Source organism: Pseudophaeobacter sp. (assembly GCF_048267565.1).
Classification (GTDB): Bacteria; Pseudomonadota; Alphaproteobacteria; order Rhodobacterales; family Rhodobacteraceae; genus Pseudophaeobacter; species Pseudophaeobacter profundi.
Map to the genome: position 1 here is coordinate 334364 of NZ_JBLWXG010000001.1, position 23991 is coordinate 358354.

Annotated in this window: 25 protein-coding genes; 8 read left to right on the forward strand and 17 right to left on the reverse strand. The window is 58.5% G+C overall.

The window, feature by feature from the left end:
• Positions 1–77: 77 nt before the first annotated feature.
• Positions 78–851: a helix-turn-helix domain-containing protein gene (locus ACN0VH_RS01615; RefSeq protein WP_417699266.1), complete on the forward strand. Its 774-nt coding sequence runs from the start codon at positions 78–80 to the stop codon at positions 849–851.
• 5 nt (positions 852–856) lie between these two features.
• Here the strand turns inward: ACN0VH_RS01615 and ACN0VH_RS01620 are convergent, their stop codons facing one another.
• The 6 genes from ACN0VH_RS01620 to ACN0VH_RS01645 all read right to left on the reverse strand — a co-directional run bounded on the left by ACN0VH_RS01620 (position 857) and on the right by ACN0VH_RS01645 (position 8399).
• On the reverse strand, positions 857–2452 hold the full coding sequence (locus tag ACN0VH_RS01620; protein ID WP_417699268.1) for a Hint domain-containing protein: 1596 nt from the start codon (positions 2450–2452) through the stop codon (positions 857–859).
• 337 nt (positions 2453–2789) lie between these two features.
• Positions 2790–3662, reverse strand: coding sequence for a 3-hydroxyisobutyrate dehydrogenase (mmsB, locus tag ACN0VH_RS01625; protein ID WP_417699269.1), 873 nt, complete (start codon positions 3660–3662; stop codon positions 2790–2792).
• Positions 3659–4705 (reverse strand): enoyl-CoA hydratase/isomerase family protein, encoded by a 1047-nt coding sequence (locus tag ACN0VH_RS01630; protein WP_417699271.1) that lies wholly within the window; start codon positions 4703–4705, stop codon positions 3659–3661. The genes mmsB and ACN0VH_RS01630 overlap by 4 nt, the downstream gene beginning before the upstream one ends.
• A 43-nt stretch (positions 4706–4748) precedes the next feature.
• The gene (locus ACN0VH_RS01635) at positions 4749–5894 is read right to left on the reverse strand and encodes an acyl-CoA dehydrogenase family protein (protein ID WP_417699272.1); all 1146 of its coding nucleotides are present in this window, start codon (positions 5892–5894) and stop codon (positions 4749–4751) included.
• 201 nt (positions 5895–6095) lie between these two features.
• Positions 6096–6710 carry a L,D-transpeptidase gene (locus ACN0VH_RS01640; protein ID WP_278921524.1) on the reverse strand — a complete coding sequence of 205 codons (615 nt, stop codon included), beginning with the start codon at positions 6708–6710 and terminating at the stop codon, positions 6096–6098.
• A 189-nt stretch (positions 6711–6899) separates the two neighbouring features.
• Positions 6900–8399 (reverse strand): CoA-acylating methylmalonate-semialdehyde dehydrogenase, encoded by a 1500-nt coding sequence (locus ACN0VH_RS01645; RefSeq protein ID WP_278921525.1) that lies wholly within the window; start codon positions 8397–8399, stop codon positions 6900–6902.
• Between the two features lie 144 nt (positions 8400–8543).
• Here ACN0VH_RS01645 and ACN0VH_RS01650 point away from each other — a divergent pair, with 144 nt between their 5' ends.
• From ACN0VH_RS01650 to coaD, 3 genes are all read left to right on the forward strand, one after another.
• A complete protein-coding gene (locus ACN0VH_RS01650) occupies positions 8544–9440 on the forward strand; it encodes a LysR family transcriptional regulator (protein WP_417699273.1) in 897 nt (298 codons plus the stop codon).
• A 56-nt stretch (positions 9441–9496) separates the two neighbouring features.
• The gene (locus tag ACN0VH_RS01655; protein WP_278921527.1) at positions 9497–9931 is read left to right on the forward strand and encodes a CBS domain-containing protein; all 435 of its coding nucleotides are present in this window, start codon (positions 9497–9499) and stop codon (positions 9929–9931) included.
• Between the two features lie 231 nt (positions 9932–10162).
• The gene (gene coaD, locus ACN0VH_RS01660; RefSeq protein ID WP_278921528.1) at positions 10163–10660 is read left to right on the forward strand and encodes a pantetheine-phosphate adenylyltransferase; all 498 of its coding nucleotides are present in this window, start codon (positions 10163–10165) and stop codon (positions 10658–10660) included.
• 183 nt (positions 10661–10843) lie between these two features.
• Here the strand turns inward: coaD and ACN0VH_RS01665 are convergent, their stop codons facing one another.
• On the reverse strand, positions 10844–10987 hold the full coding sequence (locus ACN0VH_RS01665; RefSeq protein WP_278921529.1) for a hypothetical protein: 144 nt from the start codon (positions 10985–10987) through the stop codon (positions 10844–10846).
• 104 nt (positions 10988–11091) lie between these two features.
• Positions 11092–12093, reverse strand: coding sequence for a type I glyceraldehyde-3-phosphate dehydrogenase (gap, locus tag ACN0VH_RS01670; RefSeq protein WP_278921530.1), 1002 nt, complete (start codon positions 12091–12093; stop codon positions 11092–11094).
• Between the two features lie 242 nt (positions 12094–12335).
• Here gap and ACN0VH_RS01675 point away from each other — a divergent pair, with 242 nt between their 5' ends.
• Positions 12336–13307 carry a DUF808 domain-containing protein gene (locus ACN0VH_RS01675; protein ID WP_417699275.1) on the forward strand — a complete coding sequence of 324 codons (972 nt, stop codon included), beginning with the start codon at positions 12336–12338 and terminating at the stop codon, positions 13305–13307.
• 137 nt (positions 13308–13444) lie between these two features.
• Here the strand turns inward: ACN0VH_RS01675 and ACN0VH_RS01680 are convergent, their stop codons facing one another.
• The 6 genes from ACN0VH_RS01680 to ACN0VH_RS01705 all read right to left on the reverse strand — a co-directional run bounded on the left by ACN0VH_RS01680 (position 13445) and on the right by ACN0VH_RS01705 (position 17813).
• On the reverse strand, positions 13445–14005 hold the full coding sequence (locus tag ACN0VH_RS01680; RefSeq protein WP_278921532.1) for a P-loop NTPase family protein: 561 nt from the start codon (positions 14003–14005) through the stop codon (positions 13445–13447).
• 330 nt (positions 14006–14335) lie between these two features.
• Positions 14336–14569, reverse strand: coding sequence for a hypothetical protein (locus ACN0VH_RS01685; protein ID WP_417699276.1), 234 nt, complete (start codon positions 14567–14569; stop codon positions 14336–14338).
• A gap of 36 nt (positions 14570–14605) precedes the next feature.
• Complete coding sequence (locus tag ACN0VH_RS01690; protein WP_278921534.1) at positions 14606–14869, reverse strand: hypothetical protein; 264 nt, start codon at positions 14867–14869, stop codon at positions 14606–14608.
• Positions 14869–16590 carry a SulP family inorganic anion transporter gene (locus ACN0VH_RS01695; protein ID WP_417699278.1) on the reverse strand — a complete coding sequence of 574 codons (1722 nt, stop codon included), beginning with the start codon at positions 16588–16590 and terminating at the stop codon, positions 14869–14871. Before ACN0VH_RS01695 ends, ACN0VH_RS01690 begins: the two co-directional genes overlap by 1 nt.
• A gap of 74 nt (positions 16591–16664) precedes the next feature.
• Positions 16665–16925, reverse strand: coding sequence for a helix-turn-helix domain-containing protein (locus ACN0VH_RS01700; RefSeq protein WP_278921536.1), 261 nt, complete (start codon positions 16923–16925; stop codon positions 16665–16667).
• Positions 16926–17351: 426 nt separating this feature from the next.
• The gene (locus tag ACN0VH_RS01705; RefSeq protein ID WP_417699281.1) at positions 17352–17813 is read right to left on the reverse strand and encodes an HIT family protein; all 462 of its coding nucleotides are present in this window, start codon (positions 17811–17813) and stop codon (positions 17352–17354) included.
• A 462-nt stretch (positions 17814–18275) separates the two neighbouring features.
• On the opposite strand from ACN0VH_RS01705, the gene ACN0VH_RS01710 reads away from it, so the two are divergent.
• Positions 18276–19424, forward strand: coding sequence for an HPP family protein (locus ACN0VH_RS01710; RefSeq protein WP_278921538.1), 1149 nt, complete (start codon positions 18276–18278; stop codon positions 19422–19424).
• Positions 19425–19568: 144 nt separating this feature from the next.
• On the opposite strand, the gene tkt is transcribed toward ACN0VH_RS01710, so the two are convergent.
• Positions 19569–21590, reverse strand: a complete 2022-nt coding sequence (gene tkt / locus ACN0VH_RS01715) for a transketolase (RefSeq protein ID WP_278921539.1) — start codon at positions 21588–21590, stop codon at positions 19569–19571.
• A 306-nt stretch (positions 21591–21896) separates the two neighbouring features.
• Between tkt and ACN0VH_RS01720 the strand changes: the two genes are divergently transcribed.
• On the forward strand, positions 21897–22655 hold the full coding sequence (locus tag ACN0VH_RS01720) for a colicin transporter (protein ID WP_417699282.1): 759 nt from the start codon (positions 21897–21899) through the stop codon (positions 22653–22655).
• Positions 22655–23053, forward strand: a complete 399-nt coding sequence (locus ACN0VH_RS01725) for a cell division protein ZapA (protein ID WP_417699284.1) — start codon at positions 22655–22657, stop codon at positions 23051–23053. Before ACN0VH_RS01720 ends, ACN0VH_RS01725 begins: the two co-directional genes overlap by 1 nt.
• A 165-nt stretch (positions 23054–23218) precedes the next feature.
• Here ACN0VH_RS01725 and grxD read toward each other — a convergent pair whose 3' ends face one another.
• Together grxD and ACN0VH_RS01735 are read right to left on the reverse strand one after the other, a co-directional pair.
• The gene (grxD, locus tag ACN0VH_RS01730; protein WP_278921542.1) at positions 23219–23581 is read right to left on the reverse strand and encodes a Grx4 family monothiol glutaredoxin; all 363 of its coding nucleotides are present in this window, start codon (positions 23579–23581) and stop codon (positions 23219–23221) included.
• Between the two features lie 122 nt (positions 23582–23703).
• Positions 23704–23940: a BolA/IbaG family iron-sulfur metabolism protein gene (locus tag ACN0VH_RS01735; RefSeq protein WP_278921543.1), complete on the reverse strand. Its 237-nt coding sequence runs from the start codon at positions 23938–23940 to the stop codon at positions 23704–23706.
• Positions 23941–23991 lie beyond the last annotated feature (51 nt).

Consider the following 23991-nt stretch of genomic DNA (forward strand, 5'->3'; position numbering starts at 1 on the left):
AACAATTACCTTGGAGGTAAGTGACTGCGTTACCCGTATGATTTAGCAGTCTGGCAACGTGAATAAGGGGGGCAGCCATGGGCGGCTTTGGCGCAGTTCTGAAGGAATGGCGGCGTATCCGCCGGATGAGCCAGCTGGACCTGGCGCTTTCTGCCGGGGTGTCTGCTCGCCATGTTTCATTCCTGGAAACCGGGCGGTCGCGGGCCAGCCGGGATATGGTGCTGCGGTTGGGGCAGGAATTGCAGATGCCGCTAAGTGCGCGCAATCAATTGCTCTTGGCTGCGGGGCTTGCCCCCGCCTATGGGGCTGTCTCGCTGAACGCAGAGGCGCGTGCACCGCTGCAACAGGCGGTGGACTGGGTGTTGCAGCGCCATGCGCCCTATCCGGCTATCGTGATTGATGCCCATTGGATCTTGCAGGCGATGAACCCGCCGGCGCAGGCGTTGATGATGCGGGCTGGGCTGCAACAGGGCGATAGTCTGATTGATGCGCTGAGCGAAAATGAAACCCTGCGCGCGGCCTTGGTCAATCTGGAACAGATCGAAGCGCTGACCCTGACGCGGCTGCGCAGCGAGCTTGCGCATCTGGGCAAGGATCCGGTGCTGGAGCGCGCAATTGCGCAATTACAACAGCGGGTTATACCGCTGTCACCACCGGAGATGGGCGAAACCCCCGCAGTGATTCCGGCCCATTATCGGTTAGACGGTGTGGATCTGAAGCTGTTTTCAACCCTATCGCAGTTTACGACAGCGGGCGATCTGGCGATGTCTGAACTGCGCCTTGAACTGATGTTCCCCGCCGATCAGGACACGCAACAGCAGCTACAGGCGCTGTTTGGCGATCCTGGTTAGACTGTCTAGCCCATGCTCTGGATCAGCAATTGCGCCTCATAGCTGCGCAGGGCAGGGCGTGCGGCCGCGCCATAGTTTGGCATCTGGTCCGTTTCCCGGTTGCTCTGCAGCTCAGGGAACAGGGAAAACAGCTCTGCCTGGGTTTCAGCGTCAAAGCCGTCGGTGGTTTGCGGCCCGGGATGGTAGCTTTCGCTGAGCACCCCATGGGCTGTCAGGATTTCGTGCTGGTCAAACAGCAGATGGTAATATGCCACCTGGTCCTGGCGCAGATCAGGGCGAATGCTGGCGTCATTGATCAGATCCTTGGCCTTGACCAAGACCTCGGCTTCGCCAAACAACAGCTCCGCCAGCGCGCCGGTGACCAGCATCCGATGATTGGGAGAAACCCACAGATCGGAACTTGCCCCCAGTTGTCCCTTGGCAAAACGGATTGGCGCGGTCTTTGGTGTCACCTGTACCTGGCTGTGGCCTATCCAGCGCAGGGGCTGAAACCCGTGATCCTGGGTCAGGATCCGCATGCCCGCGCGCAGCGTCTCAATCGCAATGGGGCCTTTATCGGTTTCGATCAGGGTACCGCCGACAAAGCAGGCCTGGGCCTGATTTATTTCAATCAGTGCGGTATCTGTATCGCCACTGTCGTTTTCGACGGTATAGTTGAAATAGCTGGTTTCATCATCGCCATCAGATAGCACCTCTAGGGTGCCATCAGGGTTCAGAGTGATCTGTTGTCCTGTGGCGAGCGTGACGGTATCGCCTGCGGTGACAGCAACATCATTGATATGGGTGATGGTCAGAACACCGCCAGTGGTATTGCTGTCATTTGACAGGACATCCAATGTTTTCGATGTGTTAAGGCCGATATCTACAGTGTCGTCCATGGCGACGAATGCGGTCTGCACCGATCCGCCTGCCACCATGAGGTTGGTATCATAGCTGCTGTCAGCGACATCGGCGACACCAATCTTCAGGGTGTTGATCTCGCCGACGTTGACCGGGGCGGTAAAGGTCAGGGTGACGGTGAACCCGTCCATTTCGGTGTTATACTGATCGCCCGTATTGTCGACATAGATATTTTCAGTATCGTTCTGGTTGATATTCCCGATCGAGGCAGAGCCATCGCCAATGGTGACCTCGGCCTGCACGCCGTTGATCCAGACACCAACCACATCATTGTATTGCGAGCTCGAAAACTCTGGGTATTCTTCGGACGAAAGCACAAAGTCCAGTGTCAGGACATCCCCGTCCGGGATGAACTCGATCTCCATGAACGAGGCATCATAGGTGCTGGTTCCGGCAAGGGCGTTAAAATCGCTATCGCCATTGGCGCCGCTGGTGTTGCTGCTGGTATTGCCTGACGTGTTGGTGTTGCTGGTGCCGGAACTGTTGGTGAAATCCTTAACATAGCCTGTAGAAAGGATAACACCACTGTCCGACGGGGCCACGCCTGCGACGGTGGTATCCGCGCCGGAATAGATCCCGGAAGAGGCTGCATCGCCGGAATAGCTGGCAGAGACGATCGTAGTACCATCGCCAAAGATCTCTTCCGCCATCTGTGAGGCGGTCGCAGAGGTGTTGATATCAAGTTCTGTCGCGGTGGCCATGAGAGATCCTGCACTCTGATTTGGCCACGTTTAGCAGTGGCCTTTGTGCAAGTATCATCGCGAACTTGGGCGGGAATATGGTGCAGCCGTGCAGATTTCCAGAATTTTCAACTAATTTGACAAGATCTGGCTGCAATCGTGGACAGCTGCTGGGCTGGCTTGCGGGTGGCATCGGCCCGGAGTGGCGTCCAGAAGGACGCGCAGGTCCGGGCCGGTTCCACACGTTGCAGGGACGTTAGCGCCTGTCTCGTTCATTTACAGTCACGAGACAGGCTCTAGTCATTTATCTTGCATGTCTTGAGGCGAAAACCCTGTGCCTAATTTTGCGCAACATGCTCTAGCTGCGGCTGCGTTTTTCAAAGCGCGGCAACATGGCCGAGAAATCCATACCTTCGCCGCCTTCGGTCTCGACAAACTGGGTGTAGAGCGCCTGGGCCAGCTCTCCCATTGGGGTGTCGGCATCAGCGCTGGCAGCTGCCTGCTGGCTGAGGCGCAGATCTTTCAGCATCAGTTCGGCGGCGAAGCCAGGTTTGTAATCGTTGTCGGCGGGCGATTGCGGGCCGACACCGGGGGCCGGGCAATAGGCATTCATGCTCCAAGAATAGCCCGAAGAGGTGGAAACCACATCAAACATCTTTTGCCGATCCAGCCCCAGTTTGTCAGCCAGGGCAAAGGCTTCACAGGTAGCAAGCATGGTAACGCCCAGGATCATATTGTTACAGATCTTGGCCGACTGGCCCGCGCCGGCCTCACCGCAATGCACTGCCTTCTGGCCCATGATGGCAAAGAGAGGTTCTGCATTCGCAAAGGCTGCCGCACTGCCACCGGCCATAAAGGTCAGGGTGCCACCTGCCGCGCCGCCAACACCGCCCGAAACGGGCGCATCGACAAACAACAGATCCGCAGCGGCGGCCTGCTGGGCAACGGCACGCGCCGAGTCCACATCCACGGTAGAGCAATCCACCAGGGTGGCACCGGCGGTCATGGCGGGCAGGATTTCGTCTGCAACCGCACGCAGGATCTTGCCGTTGGGCAGCATGGTGATGACCACGTCAGCGCCGGTGGCGGCCTCAGCGCCCGAGGCCGCCATGGTAACACCCTCGATGGCGACATCTGCCATGTCAAAGCCGGTGACCACATGGCCTGCGGCAGCCAAGTTCGCGGCCATGGGGCCACCCATATTGCCAAGGCCGATAAATCCGATGTTCATGTGTTTTCCTCCTCAAAAACCAGCGCATCCGCACCCAGAGGCATCAGCATCTGGCTGACGGCACTGGCGGGGACCTCCTGCGCTGCATATTTCCATTTGGGTTGGCGGTCCTTGTCAATGATCTGGGCCCTGATCCCTTCTAGGAAATCGCCTTTTTCCATCGACCGGTAAGTGTAGCGGTATTCGTTCTTCAGGGCTTTGCGAATACCCAGCTGACTGCCGCGCAGCCGGTGTAGCAATTCAACCGTGCAGGCCATGGCCAGCGGTGCATTGCGCCCCATGGTCCGCAGCGTGGTTTCGGAAAAATCGCTTTCATCCGCCCTGAGAACGGTCAGGATATCGGTCAGGGTTTCACCGGCAAAGCAGCGATCGATATCGGCCTGCAGCGGCTCCAGCGTGCCAGCGGGCGGTTTTTGCGCGGCAAATTCCAGTATCTGTGGATCGCCATCGCGCTCCAGCCCGGAAATGAGAACCGGCCAGAAGCTTTCGGGGATATAGTGATCGGCAAAGCCGGCATAGATCGCATCGGCGGCCTTCATTCGGCTGGCGGTGGTGCCAAGATATTCGCCCAGACGCCCGGGCGCCAGCGCCAGCATCAAGGTGCCGCCCACATCGGGGATCAGGCCAATGCCGACCTCGGGCATGGCAATCTGGCTGCTGTCGCCCACCACCCGATGGGTGCCGTGACAGCCGATACCGACGCCGCCGCCCATGGTGAACCCCTGCAGGAAGCTGACCACCGGTTTGGGGTATTCAAAGATATAGGCGTTCAGGCGGTATTCATCGCGCCAGAACTTGCGACCATAGGCATAATCGCCCGCTGTGCCGGTGTCATAGAGTTCAGCAATATCGCCGCCGGCGCAAAAGGCCTTCTCGCCCTCGGCGTCAATCACCACCAGCTTTACGGCGTCGTCCCCAGCCCAGGCGCGCATGGCTGCGTCTATGGCCATGCACATGTCATAGGACAGCGCATTCAGCGCCGCGCCACGGGTCAGGGTGATGCGACCGGCCTGACCGGTCACACGAATATTGATATCGCTCATATTGTCCTCGCAGTTGGCCCTGTGGGCTTGCGTTTTAGCGCGTTCAGGCGTGTTCGGCCAGCAGATGGCGTGCGACGATCACCCGCATGATCTCATTGGTGCCTTCAAGGATCTGATGCACCCGCAGATCGCGGACCAGTTTTTCAATGCCATAATCTGCCAAGTAGCCATAGCCGCCATGCAGCTGCAGACACTGATCGACGATCTTTGACCCGGCCTCGGTGACGAATTTCTTGGCCATGGCGCAGTGTTTGCTGGCATCCGGCGCGCCCTGGTCCAGTTTCCAGGCGGCCTGACGCAGGAAGACACGCGCGGCCTGCAGCTCGATTTCCATATCCGCGAGGCGGAACTGCAGCCCCTGGAACTGGTCGATGCTTTTGCCAAAGGCCTTACGTTCTGACATATATTGCAGTGTCAGGTTCAGCGCGGTCTGTGCGGCGCCCAGCGAACAGGACGAGATATTCAGCCGTCCGCCGTCCAGGCCCATCATGGCGTATTTGAATCCCTTGCCTTCTTCGCCGACCAGGTTGTTGGCCGGGATCTTGCAATCGTCAAACTGCACCTGCGCTGTGGGTTGGCTTTTCCAGCCCATCTTGTCTTCCAGCCCACCAAAGGACAGGCCCGGCGTGCCGTCTTCGACATAGACGGTGGAAATCCCCTTGGGGCCGTCTTCGCCGGTGCGCACCATGCAGACATAGGCGTCGGAATAGCCGCCGCCCGAGATAAAGGCCTTGTTGCCGTTCAGCGTGTAGCCTTCATTTGTCTTGTCAGCGCGGGTCTTCAATGCTGCGGCGTCCGAACCCGATCCGGGTTCGGTCAGGCAGTAGCTGAGCACGGTGTTGAGCGAGAGAACATCCGGCATGATCCGCGCCTTCATCTCGTCGCTGGCAAAGCTGTCCAGCATCTTGGCGCACATGTTATGGATCGACAAAAAGGCCGCGACCGATGGGCAGGCCATCGACAGGGCCTCAAACACCAATGTGGCATCCAGTCGTGACAGAGCCGAGCCGCCAGTTTCTTCGCTGACATATAGCCCGCCAAAACCCAGCTCTCCGACGCGCGGCCAAAGCTCTTTTGGAATGGTGCCCTCAGCTTCCCACTGACGTGCAAAAGGCGCGATGTTTTCCTGGCCAAATGCGTGAGCCATATCAAAAATCGCGGTCTGTTCCTCGGTCAAAGCAAAATCCACGTCATGTCCTCCCTGGCGCGTATGAATTGAACGGTTGTTTATTTAATACCCGCCCTCAGCCACAAGAGCAAGCAGCGCGCACGCAAAGCGGTGCTGCAAGAATATGGCTGCGCCGCTGGCCCAGATAGGCAAAAGCCGCGCCTTCCAGTGGATGGCACGGCTTTGTCGTAGAAGGCGATGTTGTCTGCGCTATGATATGCGCTACAGAATACGGACCTGGGTGCCGACTTTGACCAATGGGTACAGTTGCTCAACATGTTGATTGTAAAGGCCAATGCATCCGGAGGAGCTTTGGCGCCCGATCTTGCGGGTGTCATGGGTGCCATGGACCAGATAGGCCGGCCAGCTCAGATACATGGCGCGGGTGCCAAGCGGGTTGCCGGGGCCGCCCTCCATGCGCAGGGGCAGCGAGGGGTCGCGTTCGCGCATGTTTGCGGTCGGCGTCCAGCTGGGGTTTTGCGCTTTGCGGATCACCTTGGTGTAGCCGCGCTTGGTCAGTTCTTCGGACATGGGGACAGAAGAGGGATAGAGGCGGTAGGTCTCACCGTCGCCGCCCCAATAGTGAACTGCGCGCGATTCCACATCCGCCAGCAAGCAGCCGATACCCAGTTCATCAAAGTGGTCTTGCCAGCGTTGCTGCTTGAAGGATGAAATATTGCGCTTCACCGATGGCTGGTTGGAAATTGGCGCCTCAGTCTGGGGAAACGCATCATTGGAGGGCACATCACTTGCCTGTGCCCGCAGCAGGCTGGGGGTGGCCAGGGCTGCGCCGAGGCCAAGCAGGGCGGTGCGACGGTGGATTGGTTTTGAAGACATGGGAGGGCTGCTCTGATTGTTATGAATTCACGACATCCATATGGGAAACCGCCACAGTGGTGAAAGGCCCTAGGGCTTCACAATTTCGTTTTTGCGGCAGATCCTTTTGTCAGGGGCGGGCAAGGTAGACATGAAAAGAGCCCCGAAAATTTTCGGGGCTCTTTCCTATTTTAACTTTAAAGCAGTGCTTTAGTCCATTGCTTTAAAGTTGAATTCGCCGCCTTCGCGGATGCCCGAAGGCCAGCGCGAGGTGATGGTCTTGGTGCGGGTGTAGAATTTGAATGCATCCGGACCGTGCTGGTTGAGATCGCCAAAGGCGGATTTCTTCCAACCACCAAAGGTGTGGTAGGCCAGTGGCACGGGGATTGGCACGTTGATGCCGATCATGCCGATGTTGATCCGGTTGGCAAAGTCACGGGCGGTGTCGCCATCGCGGGTATAGATCGCGGTGCCGTTGCCGTATTCGTGATCCATCGCGTAGGACAGCGCTTCCTCATAGGTTTCTGCGCGTACGGTGGACAGCACGGGACCAAAGATTTCCTGCTTGTAGATGTCCATGTCGGTGGTGACATTGTCAAACAGGCTGGGGCCAACAAAGAAGCCATCCTCATAGCCCTGCAGGCTGAAGTTACGGCCATCGACAACCAGATCGGCGCCCTGATCAACGCCGGTTTGAACCAGACGCTCGATATTGGCTTTGGCAGCTGCGGTCACAACCGGGCCGTAATCAACATCATCGCCAGCGGTGTAGGGGCCAACCTTCAGCGTCTCAACACGTGGGATCAGTTTTTCGATCAGCCGATCAGCCGTCTCTTTGCCGACGGGAACCGCAACCGAAATCGCCATGCAACGTTCGCCAGCCGCGCCGTAGCCGGCACCGATCAGGGCGTCAGCCGCCTGGTCGAGATCTGCGTCGGGCATGATGATCATGTGGTTCTTGGCGCCGCCAAAGCACTGGACGCGCTTACCCTGGGCACAGCCGGTGCCGTAGATGTATTCGGCGATCGGGGTGGAGCCAACAAAGCCAACCGACTGGATGGTGTCGTCAAACAGGATCGCATCCACGGCTTCTTTGTCGCCGTTCACAACCTGGATGATGCCTTTTGGCAGGCCTGCTTCTTCCAACAGTTCCGCCAGCATCAAAGGTACCGATGGGTCGCGCTCGGATGGTTTCAGGATGAAGGCATTGCCGCAGGCAATGGCTGGGGCAAACATCCACATGGGGATCATCGCCGGGAAGTTGAACGGGGTGATACCCGCTGTCACACCCAGGGCCTGACGCATGGAATACATGTCGATGCCAGGGCCGGCGCTATCGGTGAATTCACCCTTCAGCAGCTGTGGCGCGCCAATGCAATATTCCACCACTTCCAGACCGCGCTGAATGTCGCCCTTGGCGTCGGGGAAGGTCTTGCCATGTTCACGCGACAGGGTTTCCGCCAGCTTGTCCATATCGCGGTTCAGCAGGTCGACGAATTTCATCATCACCCGGGCGCGGCGCTGTGGGTTCACTTTTTCCCAAGCAGGCTGGGCGGCTGCGGCGACGGCGACGGCCTGGGCCATTTCGTCTTTGCTGGCCAGTGGGCATTTGGCCTGCACTTCGCCAGTGGCGGGGTTAAACACATCCGAAAAACGGCCGGATGTGCCTTTGACGTGTTCACCGTTGATATAATGGGTGAGCTCTTGCATGAGAAAACCTCCTCTGGATCAGTTGCGCAAAGCTTAGTCTTGCAAAAAGAGGTGGAAAAGGGGAAAGATTTCAAAGAGGGTTTGCAGGAACGCAAATGGTTAAGGGCGCAAAAGGCGTCTTCGCAGGCAGAGTGGATCACGTGTATGGATGCTCAATGGGATGATATGAAGGTGTTTTTGGCTGTTGCCCGCGAGGCAAGCCTATCAGGCGCCGGACGTATTTTGAAAATGGATCCGGCCACGGTGGGCCGACGTATTTCCCGCTTTGAGGCGGCGCTAGAGACGCCTTTGTTCGTGAAATCCCCGCAGGGCTATGCGCTGAGCGCGCCGGGGGACCGCCTGCTGGTCCATGCTGAAGCCGCCGAACAGGCAATGCGGGCCGGGGCTGAGGCGCTGACCGGGCCAAGCGACACCCTGTCGGGGCAGATCCGTATTGGCGCGCCCGATGGCAGCGCCAATTACATTCTGCCCCAGGTCTGCGCCCAAATCTGCGAAGAGCACCCGGATCTGGATATCCAGATCGTGGCGCTGCCTCGGGTGATCAACCTCAGCCGCCGCGAGGCCGATATGGCCGTCACTGTCAGCGCGCCCACCGCCGGGCAGCTCTTGGTGCAAAAGCTGACAGATTACAAATTGCACATGGTCGGATCACATCATTACCTGCGCAAACACCCGCCAATCAAAAAGCTGGAAGACCTGAAGGGTCACAAGATGATTGGCTATATACCGGATATGATCTTTGATCAGGAGCTGGACTACCTGAGCAACCTTGGCGTTGAACGGGTGGCGCTGGCGTCGAATTCCGTTTCGGTTCAGATCAAACTGGCGGCGCAGGGTACGGCGCTTTGTGTGGCGCATGATTTCTCGTTGCCGGCCCATCGCATGCTGCGCAAGGTGTTGACCGACAAGATCAGCCTTACCCGCAGTTTTTATCTGGTGCGCCACCAGGGCGATCAGCGCAGCGAGCGGCTCAACCGGTTTGCTCAGGCGCTTACCAAGGGAATCCGCGAAGAGGTTGCCAGACTCGAGGCCTTGACTTGACGCGGCGTTGCGGCAACCCTTGGTGATACGCAATAAAATTACCAGAAGGAGCGCATATGCTGGTTCAATTGATTCTGAAATCCAAGGCGAGCGCTGAGGTTGTTACCGTTGCCCCGGATGCCTCTGTGGCGGATGCGGCCCGTCTGTTGTCTGGCAAGGGAATTGGTACCGTCGTGGTGTCGTCGGATGGCAAAACGGCCGAAGGCATCCTGTCAGAGCGGGATATTGTGCGCGAGTTGGGGCAAAACGGCGCCGGCTGTCTGGATAGACCTGTCAGCGACTATATGACCTCCAAGCTGGTGACCTGTTCCACCCAATCCAATGTCGAGGATCTGTTGCAGCAGATGACAGACGGGCGGTTCCGTCACATGCCTGTGGTCGAGAATGGTGAAATGATCGGCCTGGTGTCGCTGGGCGATGTGGTCAAGGCGCAGCTTGCTGAAATTGCCATGGAAAAGAACGCCCTGGAAGGCATGATTATGGGGCACTGACCCCTGTCATCAGCGCCGCCCGTTTGGCCGTGTCCGGCTGGCGGCGCTGGTATCCTGGCCTATCGGTGCGGGCTGGTTCCCCGGGGCCGTGATCTGGCTTTGTCTGGTCGCGACCACGTGACGCGCGGGAATTTGTCTTTGCGTATTTTCCCCCTCTTGCATCCGAGGGGGTTCCGATGTTTGCTCCGCTCAAGATCTTAGACAGAAACAAGAATACGGCAGGAGAGACCTATGCGTATCGGCTTGTACCCGGGGACCTTTGATCCCATCACTTTGGGTCACACAGACATCATCCGCCGGGCAAGTGCGCTGGTTGATAAACTGGTCATTGGCGTTGCCATCAACCGCGACAAGGGACCGCTGTTTTCACTGGAAGAGCGGGTGGCGATGCTGGAGGCGGAATGCACCAAACTGAGCGAGCAGACCGGTACGCAGATCGTTGTGCATCCCTTTGAAAACCTGCTGATCAATTGCGCCCATGATGTCGGGGCGCAGATCATTGTGCGTGGCCTGCGGGCGGTTGCTGATTTTGAATACGAATATCAGATGGTTGGTATGAACCGTGTGCTCGACAGCTCGGTTGAGACCGTGTTCCTGATGGCCGAAGCGCGGCACCAGGCCATTGCCTCCAAGTTGGTCAAGGAAATCGCCAGGCTGGATGGGGATGTGTCAAATTTTGTCACCCCGCTGGTGCAGCAAGAGCTGCTCAAGCGGCTCGGAAAAGCCTGACGCGCCAAACCCCAATTCCTGTCGGCTGCCACTGGCCGCAGGCGTGACCGGATCACGTTGCCAGATCAGCTGGCTGTTCAGCCCTGTGCCATCGCTAGACGGTGCGGGGTTCTCTTTTCTATGGAATATGTCAGCGCGAAATAGAGCGTGGAATAGACCGGGGCGCGGTGGCGAACATCGCGTTCAGCGCCAGAAGGCAACCCAGTCCAGCAGGACATAGAATTTCTTTGCCAAAAACAGCAGCGCAATGCCATCGTTGAACAGCAGATCAGCAAGGATCATGACGCAGAGAAACAGGCCAAGCCAGATGGCAATTTTATTGGTCATGGGGCCTCGCCATAGAAAACGCCCGCTCAGATATGCCTGAACGGGCGCTAAATCTCAAGTGAGACCTGTGGGTCAGGTCGGTTTTTTCCGGTCGGGTAGGGGGCTTAGCCCAAGCGTCCCATGGCGACGGCGACATCGGCCATGCGCACGGAAAAGCCCCATTCATTGTCATACCAAGCCAGAACCCGGACCATGCGGTTTTCGACCACGCGGGTTTGGTCGGGGGCAAAGATTGAGCTTTCCGAGGAATGGTTGAAGTCAGTCGAGACCAGCGGCGCAGGCTCATAGCCCAGCACACCCTTCATTGGGCCGATGGCGGCTTCTTGCATGGCGGCGTTGATCTGATCGGCTGTTACATCGCGGCTGGCACGGAAAGTCAGGTCGACGGCCGATACATTTGGCGTCGGGACCCGCATTGCCGACCCATCCAGGCGGCCCTTCAGATTTGGCAGCACCTCGCCCAGAGCCTTGGCCGCACCGGTAGAGGTCGGGATAATCGACATGGCGGCAGCGCGGGCGCGGTACAGATCGCTGTGGCGACGATCCAGGGTGGGCTGATCACCGGTGTAGGCATGGATTGTGGTCATGATGCCGTGCTCGATGCCAAAGGCTTCGTCCAGCACCTTGGCCATAGGGGCCAGGCAGTTGGTGGTGCAGGATCCGTTCGAGATCATCGTGTCGCTGGCTCGCAGCTCGGCGTCATTGACACCAAAGACGATTGTCTTGTCGACGTTTTTACCGGGCGCCGAGAGCAGCACCTTTTTGGCACCGCGCTGCAGATGCGCCTTGGCCTTTTCGCCATCGTTGAATTTGCCGGTGCATTCCAGAACCACGTCACAGCCGGACCAGTCCAGATCCTCCATGTTGTAGGTGGAATACATCTGCATGTCGCCGCGGCCCAGGTTCATGGTGCCATCGCCCAGCGTGACCTCGCCGGGGAAGCGACCATGCACCGAGTCATATTTGATCAGATGCGCCGCTGTTTCCAGCGGGCCTGTCGCGTTCACCTTGATCACTTCGATATCGTCGCGGCCCGAGGCTGCGATATGTGACAGGGTGCAGCGGCCGATGCGGCCAAAACCGTTGATCCCGACTTTAATGGTCATGTGCATTTCTCCAGGCGAGCAAATCTTAACCCCGCATATAGCCCTCATCTTACTGCTTCAAAAGGGGGGAAAGCGGCGAAAATACAGCATGTTAGCGCAAACTTGGCCCGGTGGCGTTAACGGTTTTCACCGGTGGCGTTAACGGGATTTGCCCCTGCGGCACCGATGGCGCTAACGCTTGCTCTGCGGGTCAGATAGGGTAGGTTGCGGGAAAATTTGCGCCGGGGATAAGGGTTTTTGACATGAGCGGATTGCTAGCTTTGCTGGATGATGTGGCAGCGATTGCCAAGGTGGCGGCGACCTCGGTGGATGATGTGGCGGCAGCGGCGGGCAAGGCCGGTGCCAAAACTGCCGGTGTTATCATCGACGATGCGGCAGTGACGCCAAAATATGTCCAGGGCTTTGCCCCGGCGCGTGAATTGCCGATCATCTGGCGCATCACTCGCGGGTCGCTGTTCAACAAGCTGATCCTGTTGCTGCCGGTGGCAATGCTCTTGGCGAATTTTGCCCCCTGGGTCATCACGCCGCTCTTGATGCTGGGGGGCAGCTACCTGTGCTTTGAAGGCGCGGAAAAGATCTTTCACGTGCTGTTTCCCCATGCCAGCCATGAGATTGAGCAGGACATGAGCATCAAGGACCCAGGCCATCTGGAAGAGCAAAAGATCAAAGGCGCCATCAAGACCGATTTCATCCTGTCGGCAGAAATCATGACCATTGCCTTGGCCGCGATCGAGGTGCCAAATGTCTGGATGCAGGCCGCGACGCTGGCGGTTGTCGGCATTGGCGTGACGCTTGCGGTCTATGGCTCGGTCGCATTGATTGTAAAGATGGACGACGTCGGCCTGTTCCTGGCCAAACATGCCCCAACCCCTGTTGGGCGCGGATTTGGGCGCGGGCTGGTGAAATTCATGCCGGTTCTGATGTGGCTTTTGTCTGTTGTCGGCACAGCTGCGATGCTTTGGGTTGGCGGCTCCATCATCATCCACGGGCTGGAGGTTCTGGGCTTTGGCTGGCTCGGCCATCACATCCACGATCTTGCCTATGCTGTGAGCCATAGGGTGCCTGAGGCCTGGAGTGGATTTGTTGAGTGGAGTGCCAAGGCCACCATGGACGGCATCTTTGGTATCGCTTGGGGATTGGTGCTGATCCCCGTAGCGACCAAGGTGATTGGGCCGGTGATGGGTAAGTTCACAAGCGCGAAAGCAAGCCACTAATACTGTCAAAGTTCTATGGTGTGAATGGGCGCGACTGCATCATTTTCGGCTCCGCTGCGCGGCGTGAACCCAGCCGTCCAAGCATGCTGCAGCGAGATCCGTCACCCGAATTCACAGATCGCGGACAGGGCCGCCATTCACGAAAGTGCGGCTAGAGCGTCGATGACGGTTTGAACGCTGCTTTCGACGTCACAATCTGAGTTAACTGGGCAGACAGGCTTATTCTGTCTCTCCAGCCATCGTTCATGCATGCCTATATTGCGGCCATTAAAATTGGGGTCGTCGTAACCCTTTGCCCATTCAATGAAGTCAACGTGAATTTGAAACATGTCACCGCCTTTTTCGATCCGTTCGCCAAAACGAACTTTCTCACGCGAACGAAGACGTTGTAGTCGGAGAGGAGTAGCAAGCGACGTGAAAACGATTATGTCAGCCTTATCAACCAGTTCTTCACCCCACGCGTTGCAGGCCCCAGACAGTACCCACCCCTCATTTCCAAGTGCGCTTCGCATAGAACGAACGCGCTCTTCGGGAGAGTTCTTGACAGAAAACGGCGGATCAATAGGAGCCCAGTAGTGATCATCGGTGTCGACATGCACCAATCCCAATGCCGACGAAATGCCTCGCCCTAGCGTTGTTGAGCCACTTCCAGATGCGCCAAAAATATAGATATTGGGTTTCTTTAGTCTCATCATCATAGGTTACTGATTTGGACAGCAATATTCTATCTCGCGTGTGCAGCATTGGTCAAGTTGGGCTCTCCTTTCTCTTTCGCCGCGCCAGTCGTGAATGTCTGATACCAGAGTATAGGGGCCGTTCACCTCGTCAGGCATGCTGAACACCTTAGGTGGCTTCGCCCTTTTTATACTGCACAGTCAGTTGGGCGGCACAACTTGGGCATTCGAACAGTTCACCCTCGGGCGGCACTTCGCTTAGCTCAAGATCCAAATCAATCCGGCACACTGGACACTTAAATACAGCGCAAGATTCATTGACGTTCTTTTGAAAATGGAACATCCATCCGCTCCTTAATTTGGCGACAAACGGTTGAGCATTCCCCGCAACCGATCTGCCTTTTCTCTATAGTTTTGCGCCATCCTCTCAATTTTACTGGCTGAAGGATTAAGCTTTGAGCCAACCCAAAGAGTGTCGGCCGTGATAGCCTGTGACGTCTCTTCGGCCAGCCTGATTTCCTCCAAGAGCCAATCCTCGAAATCCTTGTACACCACCTCAATCTCTCCTTCGTTGGACTTCTTTTTCACCCGTTTCACTTGGCTCCGGAACCCGCTTTTCGTCTGTCATGATCTTCGACCCGATGCCGACTTGCCCACCCGCTCCCAGATCCGGGTGCGGCAGACCCGTTCGGCGGGCCGCACCAGCCCGTCGTGTTCCATCCTCCGCAGAAGGTGCAATATCCCGCTGTTGCTCATCCCGAGGGCATCCCGCAGTTCCGCCTGCGTCCGCGGGCGTTCAAGGGCCTCCAGGATATAGCGTCGCCGCGCCTCGGCCTTGCCTTTCTGACGACGTGTCGGGCAACGTGTTTCGCTGCCGGGCCCTGGCATCAGTCTGCATCCCGATCGCGGGTGGCGTCTTCGCGCAGCAGATCCAGAACTTCGTCAACCGTGGCGGCATAGTGGACCAGCGGACGATTCAGGCCATGGGTCACGAACACACGCAGGATGTCACTGGACGCACCCGTAAGCCAAACCGCGACACCCTGCTTCTGAGCTTTTTGGGCAAGCCCCACAATCATGTTGGCGCCGGTCGAGTCGAGGAAGGGCACGGAGGAGAAATCGATGATCAGCGCCTTGTGGGTGTCTTGGATGCGATCGAGCACAGAGCCGATGGAGGCCGCGGCGCCGAAGAACAGCGCGCCGGTTAGCCGGTAGATGACCACGTCGGGGTCCGCGGCCCGCTCTGCATCATATTCGCCGCGTGGGTGCGCTGTGTCGGCCTCGTCGCGGCTGACGAAGGCGCTGTCTGTTGCAACACCTGCAGTCCGGCTCATGCGGTGAATGAACAGAACCGAACCGAGCGCGAAGCCGGTGATGATGGCCTCTGTCAGATCGCGGAATATGGTCAGGAAGAACGTGGCGCCCAACACTGTCGCCTCACCCCATCCCGAGCGGACGAGGATGGCGACGGCTGGTTTCTCGATCATGTTCCATGCGACGACAGCCAGAACGCCTGCGAGTGCGGCCAGCGGGATGTAGGAGGCAAGCGGCGCGGCTGCGAACATGAACAGGAGCAGGAATGCGGCATGCAGCATCCCAGCGAACGGGCTATGCGCCCCGGCCCGCACATTGGTAGCAGTGCGCGCGATGGTGCCGGTCACACAGAAGCCTCCGAAAAGCGAGGCCCCTATGTTGGCCGCGCCCTGAGCGACAAGTTCACAGTTTGAGCGATGTCTGCGGCCGGTCATGCCGTCTGCGACAACAGCGGACAGAAGCGACTCGATGGCACCCAGTAAGGTGAAGGAGACGGCAGCCGGGAGGACTGCGAGGAAGCCGTCCTTGGAGAGCGGCGGCAGGCGCGGTGCTGGAAGCGACGAGGGAATGCCGCCGAACCTGGAGCCGATGGTCTGCACGGGCAGCGCGAGAAATGCCGTGGCGGCGGCGACCAGACCGACGGCGATCAGCATGCCTGGCCAGTGCGGGCGCCAGCGCCGCAGGCCAAGAATGACGGCCACTGTCGCCGCGGAAACGCCAAGCGCAGCTGGCGTCAGGCTCGACCTGGATGCCCAGAGCGCCGGAATCTTCTCCAGCAGTTCACCAGGTTCATGTTCCAGCGTCAGGCCGAACAGTTCCTTGATTTGACTGGCGAAGATGATGACCGCGATCCCGGCGGTAAATCCGACTGTCACCGGGAAGGGGATCAGCTTGATAAAGGTCCCCAGCCGCAGAAAGCCGGCGGCTGCCATCATCAAGCCTGACAGGAAGGTTGCAAGGATCAATCCCTCCATCCCGTGCTGGCTGACAGTGGCGGCGACCAGCACGATGAAGGCTCCCGCTGGGCCGCCGATCTGGAAGCGCGATCCGCCGAGCAGTGAAACCAGAAAACCGCCAGCAATGGCGGTGTACAGGCCTTGTGCCGGGGGCACGCCTGACGCGATAGCGATGGCCATCGACAGCGGCAGCGCAACAATGGCGACGGTCAATCCGGCTATGGCGTCCGCGCGCAGCTGCGTCAGACTGTAACCTTCGCGAAGAACGGTGACGAGTTTCGGTGTGAAGAGTTCAGCGAAATTCGGAGCGCCGCTCTGTCTGCTGATCTGGTCTTTCATCTGTGGCCGCACCTTGGAAGGTTGCGGCGGGATCGTCGGCTGAGTGTCGGCGGTCGCCGTCGCGGGTTGAGGGATCAGTGTTTCGGCGGAGGTGCCTTCAGTCGCACACCGCGTCCGCCCGCGGTGCTGGCGGAGCCTTCTCCGATGAGCTCGACGCCGGCAAGTTCAAGCGCCGCGACCACCTTGGTAAGGCTCTCTACGATGCCACGGACATTGCCGCTGCTGGCCTCCATGCGTTGGATCGTCGGCACGGATAATCCCGCCAGCTCGGCCAGGGTTTTCTGGTCGATACCGAGCAGGGCACGCGCCGCGCGCATTTGAGGGCCAGTGATCATGAGGCATATTCTACATTGGATAAAAGCCAGATAAAACATGGACTATGATATGTCAAATATCACTTTTGAGTGGCGGGTCACATCCATGAGGGTTTGCAGACAACCCCATCGTTTTCGGCGATTGCGATAGCCGCGATCATTGGACCAGGGCTTGGCGCGATAGGTTTTTGAAGGTCGGGCCGACCGGCCAAATTATTCTGAACGACAGTGAATAAATATCTGCAATCAATGTGCAATTGGCAGCGAAGGCTTCCAAGCGTAGCGGACCTTCGCTTCACAATGCCGCACGGCAGCTTTGTCGGCGCCCTGCGTGAATTCGTGGTTTCAGATTTCCGTCTCATCTTAACTCCTTGACGGTTCAGATGAGCCAGAAACCTGCCGTTATGCAAATCTCTCAATCAGGCCCACAGGTGCTGAAGGCAGACATCATGGCTCAGGTAGCGTATCACTGCCAAGCTGTGGCTGGGTTTTCCATTCAGCAAGCTTCTGCCAGGCAAGCGCTGCGCCGCCCAGACTAGGGGGTAAAGAAAATTCCTCGAAGCCGTCTTCGAGATACCGCGCCGAGGTGACATCATGGCGGTGAAACATAGGCACAACATGGGCATGGGCGGGCGGAACGTGGATGCCGGTGTAGAAGGCCGAGACGCGCTCTGCACCCCATTCACGCTTCATCGCGCGTGCCAACTGCTGTCCCGTAGACATGATCCGTAATGCGGTGGATTCCGGCAGATCCTCGAACCAGGGATGGTGCTGCTTGGAATTGATCAGAGCGTGGCCTTCGCAGATCGGGTGAAGATCGAGAAACGCAAGCACGAGATCATCCTCGATGAGCTTGTGTGCGGGCACTGCCGCACGGGCAATCTGGCAAAAGATGCAGGTATCGGTCATTCAAGCCCCTATTCAGAAGCGACATGCCCAGGCCCGCTACAACGTCTGGTGCCTGCCGCAAGACAATGCTGAAACGGCTAGGAAATTGCCGCCGCTGTACCGTATGTCCGAGGTCTGCCGTGATCCCGCAGCTTCACCCATGCGTGCAGCCGCCTGCGGACCGGCAGCTTTCAAATGGCGACCCAGATGCCTGCCCACTGAATAGCCCTGCGATCACTTCTGGTTCAGTCGGTTGCTTCGGGCTGCCTGCAAACTTCACACCAAGCCAAACATCCGTCTGGGTTTCTATAGGGCGGTGATCCAAGTGCTGCATCTCCGCAAGGCGCCGGCGCAAAGCAGGCCACCGCGCGCGACTAACAGGGACGGCCGGGCGATGACTGCAGCGGTATCTCAATGAGATGACAGGTTGAATCTTTCGCAAACTGATGAAATTTTGCGCACAACTCATTCGGAGGCGCGCATTTGCTTACTTTAAAATCACTTGGCCCCGCCGTGGCCCGTGTTTCAGGCGTTGAAGCCATACGTGCCGGGCTTGGCGCCCTCATCGGTTTGGGGTTAACCGGACTTTTTCTTTTGTCTCCTCAGATCGACCCGGAATTGGGGCTCTATCTCGTCGCTCCATTCGGGGCGTCCTCCGTCCTCCTCTTCGCGCTGCCAAACAGCCCTCTGGCACAACCTTGGTCGGCGATTGTCGGCAATACCGTTGCCGCTATCGTAGGCGTGGCCGTCTGCCTCCTGGTGCCGGATCAGACGCTGCGGATCGCCCTTGCAGTGGGTCTTGCGATCACCGCAACCATCCTGTGTCGCGCCGTTCATCCTCCTGCAGGTGCGGTCGCTATGACTGCTGCCATGTCCCCGGACGCCATCGCACAACTGGGGTTCTGGTTCGCGCTTGCCCCCATAGCCATCGGAACGGCGACTCTCGTAATGCTTGCGACCCTCTACGCAAGGCTCACCGGGCGGCACTACCCGTTCCGGCAATTCGACGATCCTAGCAAGCATGCAACAGAAGACCGCAACCCGACAGAACGGCTGGGTTTATCCGAGCAAGAGCTGACTGGTATCCTCGAACGGTACAGCCAATCCTTCAATCTCGGCGTCGAGGATCTCGCGCGGCTGATCGGCGCGGCAGAACTCCTGGCCGCAGCGCAATCGTCTGGCCCCGTGACCGCACAGGATATCATGTCCCGCAACCTCATCACCGTCAGCTTGGAGACCTCCCTCGGCGAGATCGCGGACTTGTTTCGACAGCATCGGTTCACATCACTACCCGTCGTGGGGGCCGACAAGGCGTTCAAGGGGGTCATATTCCAAATGCATCTCATCAACCAGGCCCGGGCCGACGCGCTGCGCCTGGAGCGAGGCTACTGGGCCGCGCTACGGCGCCTTCTGGACCGTGAATGGCAAAAGCCGATGACTGCAGGGGACATCATGAGCGTAGCTGTACCCCGCGCGACCGCCGACACTCCGATCGCGGCGTTGCTCCCAATGATGGCGGACGGGGATACTGATGCCGTCCCCGTGCTCGAATATGGAAAAGTTGTCGGCATTGTCACTCGGACGGACCTGATTGCCGCAATCGCCAGAAATGCGGCCCGCGGTCGAGGATGATCTTCACCCCTCCGGCAGGCTGTCATGAACCTGAATGGCCTAGGTGAATGTCGGGTTGGTCCGCTTAGCTGACATTACATGACAAAAAAGGGCACCCAATTGGGTGCCCTTTGTGTTCTTATGTGTTCTTACTGAACTGTGGTTTTACCCTAGCAGCTCTTTTACCTTGGCGACGGTGGCCTCGGCGGTGATGCCGAATTTTTCGAACAATTCACCTGCGGGCGCCGAAGCACCAAAGCGGTCCATGCCGATAAATCCGGCCTTTTTCTCCTGACCACGTTCGCCCATCAACCAGCGATCCCAGCCGCCGGCGCGCATTGCGGCCTCGATGCCGACGCGGACGGGGCCTGCGGGCAGCACCTTGCGGCGGTAGGCTTCGTCCTGCTGGGCAAAGAGCTCCATGCAGGGCATGGAAACCACGCGGGTGCCGATGCCTTCGGCTTCCAGCTTGGCCTTGGCCTCCATCGCCAATGACACCTCGGACCCGGTGGCGATCAGGATGGCCTGACGCTTGCCGGTCGCCTCGGCCAGCACATAGGCGCCCTTGGCAGTGAGGTTGTTCAGCTTGTGCTCGGTGCGCAGGGTGGGCAGGTTCTGACGGGTCAGGGTCATCACCGAAGGGGTTTCCTTCTCGGTGAGGGCCACTTCCCAGGCTTCAGCCGCTTCAACCGCATCCGCGGGGCGGAACACATAGGTGTTGGGCGTGGCGCGGCAGATTGCCAGATGCTCCACCGGCTGGTGGGTCGGACCGTCTTCGCCAACGCCGATGCTGTCGTGGGTCATCACGAACACTGTCGGGATCTTCATCAGCGCGGCCAGACGCATGGCAGGGCGGGCATAGTCGGTGAAGCAGAAGAAGGTGCCGCCATAGGCGCGGATACCGCCGTGCAGCACCATGCCGTTCATCGCCGAGGCCATGCCGTGTTCACGAATGCCCCAGTACACATAACGCCCCTTGCGATTGTCGGTGTCGAACATCCCGAGATCGCCGGTCTTGGTGTTGTTGGAACCGGTCAAATCAGCCGAGCCACCAACGGTTTCGTGCATGATCGGGTTGATCACCTCCAGCGCCATTTCCGATGCCTTGCGGGTGGCGACCTTTGGCTGCTGCTCAGAGACCTGTTTTTTCAGCGCCTTGATGGTGGCTGACAGCTTCTTGGGGGCTTCCAGCGCATAGGCGCGGTTAAAGCGATCCTGCTTTTGCTGCGAGACCTCGGCAAAGCGGGCCTCCCATGCGGCGCGATCTGTCGCACCACGGCTGCCGATCGCTTCCCACTGCGCCTTGAGATCTGTCGGCACTTCAAACGGTCCGGCTGTCCAACCATAGGCGGCCTTGGCAGCGGCCATCTGGTCGGCATCGGTCAGCGCGCCATGCCCCTTGGAGGTATCCTGCGCGGCATGGCCCAGGGCGATATGGGTCTTGCAGGCGATCATCGAAGGTTTCTTCGATTTCTTGGCAGCGGTCAGGGCCTCATCAATCGCGAGCGGATCGTGGCCATCGATTTCAATCACCTGCCAGCCAGAGGCACGGAAGCGCTGAACCTGGTTGGTGCGGTCGGACAATTCAACCGTGCCATCGATGGTGATATTGTTGTTGTCCCACAGCACAATCAGCTTGCCCAGTGAATGGCGTCCGGCCAGGCCGATGGCCTCTTGGCTGATGCCTTCCATCAGGCAGCCGTCGCCTGCGATGACATAGGTGTGGTGATCGACAATCTTGCGGCCATACTGGGCGCGCTGCATTTCTTCGGCCATGGCAAAACCAACGGCGTTTGCAATGCCCTGACCCAGCGGGCCGGTGGTGGTTTCAACCGCATCCAGCAGGAAATTTTCAGGATGGCCCGCAGTCAGCGCGCCCAACTGGCGGAAATTCTTGATCTGATCCAGGGTGACCTGCTTGTCACCACACAGATAAAGCAGAGAATAGATCAGCATAGAACCGTGGCCGGCCGACAGGATAAAACGGTCGCGGTCTGGCCACTGTGGTGCGGCGACATCAAACTTCAGATGCTTTTCAAACAGAACGGTGGCAACATCGGCCATACCGATGGGCATGCCTGTGTGGCCGGAATTGGCGGCGGCTACGGCGTCAAGTGCAAGGGCACGGATGGCCGCAGCCTTGTTCCAATGATCGGGGTTGGCGGTGCGCAGGGCTGTCAGATCCACTGAAGTCTTCCTTTGGGTTACCAGGCTGGTCTGCCGCTCAATAACAGTGACAGCCCAAAGATCAAGCTTTCTGCGCCATTCCCTGCCTGTAGCGCGAAGTCAGCGCCGCAAGTGCTTGAAAGCAATGGGGGGGTGTTTTACTCCTGCTTCCGTTAAGCTGCTGCCGATCTGGACAGCGCAAAGCGATTCGCTATGGTCTGGCACCGAAGGGTTCGGATCTGCGGGGCCAAAGCTGGAAGAATGCGGCTGGTAAGCGGCGCCGGCAATAGAGATAAGGGCAGTACGGATGAGGGGTGAGGGACAGGTATGACGCAGATCGAAGAGTTGCAGGGGCGTATTCTGGCCGCGATGGAGCGGATCGGCTCTGGTGTTGGCAGGCTGGAACAGGCGCATGCCGCAGCCAAGGAAGAGGCCAAGCTTGCAGCGGATACCTCTGTTCTGGAACAGGCGCTGGATGAAGAAAAGACCGTAAATGCCCAGCTGGAAGAGCGGGTCAAGGTCCTGCATACCCGGCTGCAAGAGCTGGAGCAGGCCGCATCCGCTGCGGCCGCTGCACCCGATATCGGCGATATGGAAGCACTGCAGGCAGAGCTGGAGTTGTTGCGCAACGAAGTTGGCAATACCGATGAAAAGGATGCGCTGAAGCAGGAAGTTCTGCGGTTGCGGGCCGCGCTGGAAAGTGCGGGCAATGGGCTGGCTGCCGAGAAAGAGGCGCTGGAGGTCCAGCTTGCTGAGCTTGCCGAGCAAAATCAAGACCTTAAGGTGCAAATTTCAGAGCTTTCCAATGTAGGTGAGGGCGATCTTGGTACGGCGGTGGATCAGGCCGCGCTTGAGGCGGAGATCAGCGCCTTGAAAGATCAGCTGGCGCAGAAAGCTGCCGCAGTGCCCGCGTCGGACAGCGATGAACTGCAAGAACTGCGCAGCGCCAACGCGGTGTTGAACGCAGAAAACGAAAGCCTGCGCGTCGCCCAGGCGAGAGATCAGGCCCAGGTCAATGCAGTCCTGGCCAAGCTGGAGCCGCTTTTGGCTTCGGCGCAACATCTGCCGGAAGGAGAGGAAGTCTGATGCCGGAAATCACCATTCATATCGGCGGACGTGGCTTTGAAGTCTCTTGCCAGGTGGGCGAGGAAAGCTATCTGCAATCTGCCGCCAAGATGCTTGATGACGAGGCTCAGGTTTTGTCGGATCAGATTGGCCGGATGCCGGAGGCACGTATGCTGCTGATGGCGGGGCTGATGCTGGCCGATAAGACGGCCTCTGTCGAGGACCGGATCAAAGAGGTCGAGGCAGAACTGGCTGAACGCGTCGCAGAGCTGGAAGCCCTGCGAAACGCCCCCGCCCCAGAGCCAGAGCGCATCGAGGTGCCCGTGGTGCCGCCGCAGGTGCCGGAAACCCTGGCAGAACTGGCCGCTCGGGCAGAGGCGCTGGCGCAGCATCTGGACGAAAAAGCCGCAGCGACATAGGCGTGGGTGTTTGGGGCCTGTGCACCTGGTAAGGCGTGACAGGTCATTGACCAAGCATCTTGATCGCACCGCGACAAAGCAAAAGACCCTTCCGGTGAAAACCGGAAGGGTCTTTTTTTTGTAGCCGAGCGGGGCGCACAGGCCTGCGGTAATACGCGCGATGGCTTAGCCGTTGGCTTCGCGGATCTTATCTGCGGCGTCCTTGTCAAAGGCGATATCATTGTCGGCAAACATGCCGTCCAATTCGCCAGACAGGGTCATTTCGGTAATGATGTCGCAGCCGCCAACAAATTCGCCTTTGATGTATAGCTGTGGAATGGTCGGCCAGTCCGAATATTCCTTGATACCGGCGCGAATGTCTTCGTCGGCCAGCACATTCACATCGGTGTAGTCCACACCGATATAGTTCAACACGCCGGCCACGCGGGAGGAAAACCCACATTGTGGCATGTCTTTGGTACCCTTCATAAAGAGCACCACGTCACTGGCTTTTACGGTTTCGTCGATGCGGGTCTGTGCGTCGCTCATATCTATAGGTGTCCTTTTGGCGATGCCGCCTTTGGCGGTTTTGTTCGATATATGGTAACAGCTCTAGAAAAGTCCAGATCGCCAGCATCGCCAAGGCAGCGGCGGCAATCAGGCTGTTACTCTCAATCTGGCGCTTTGGTCGTCAGGGCCAGGGCGTGCAGCTCTCCGTTGGAGCCGTCCATCTTGCCTTTTAGTGCGGCATAAACTGCGCGTTGCTGCTGCACGCGGTTCTTGCCGCGAAAGCTCTCGTCCACCACCATGGCAGACATATGGACGCCGTCCTGACCTGCGACCTGAATCTCTGCGTCCGGGAAGGTCTGGCGCAGGAGGTCTTCGATTTCTTGAGCTTGCATTGGCATTGGATCTGTCCTTGGCATTTGGTCTTGTTGTGAAACTTAGGGTGGCCTTGG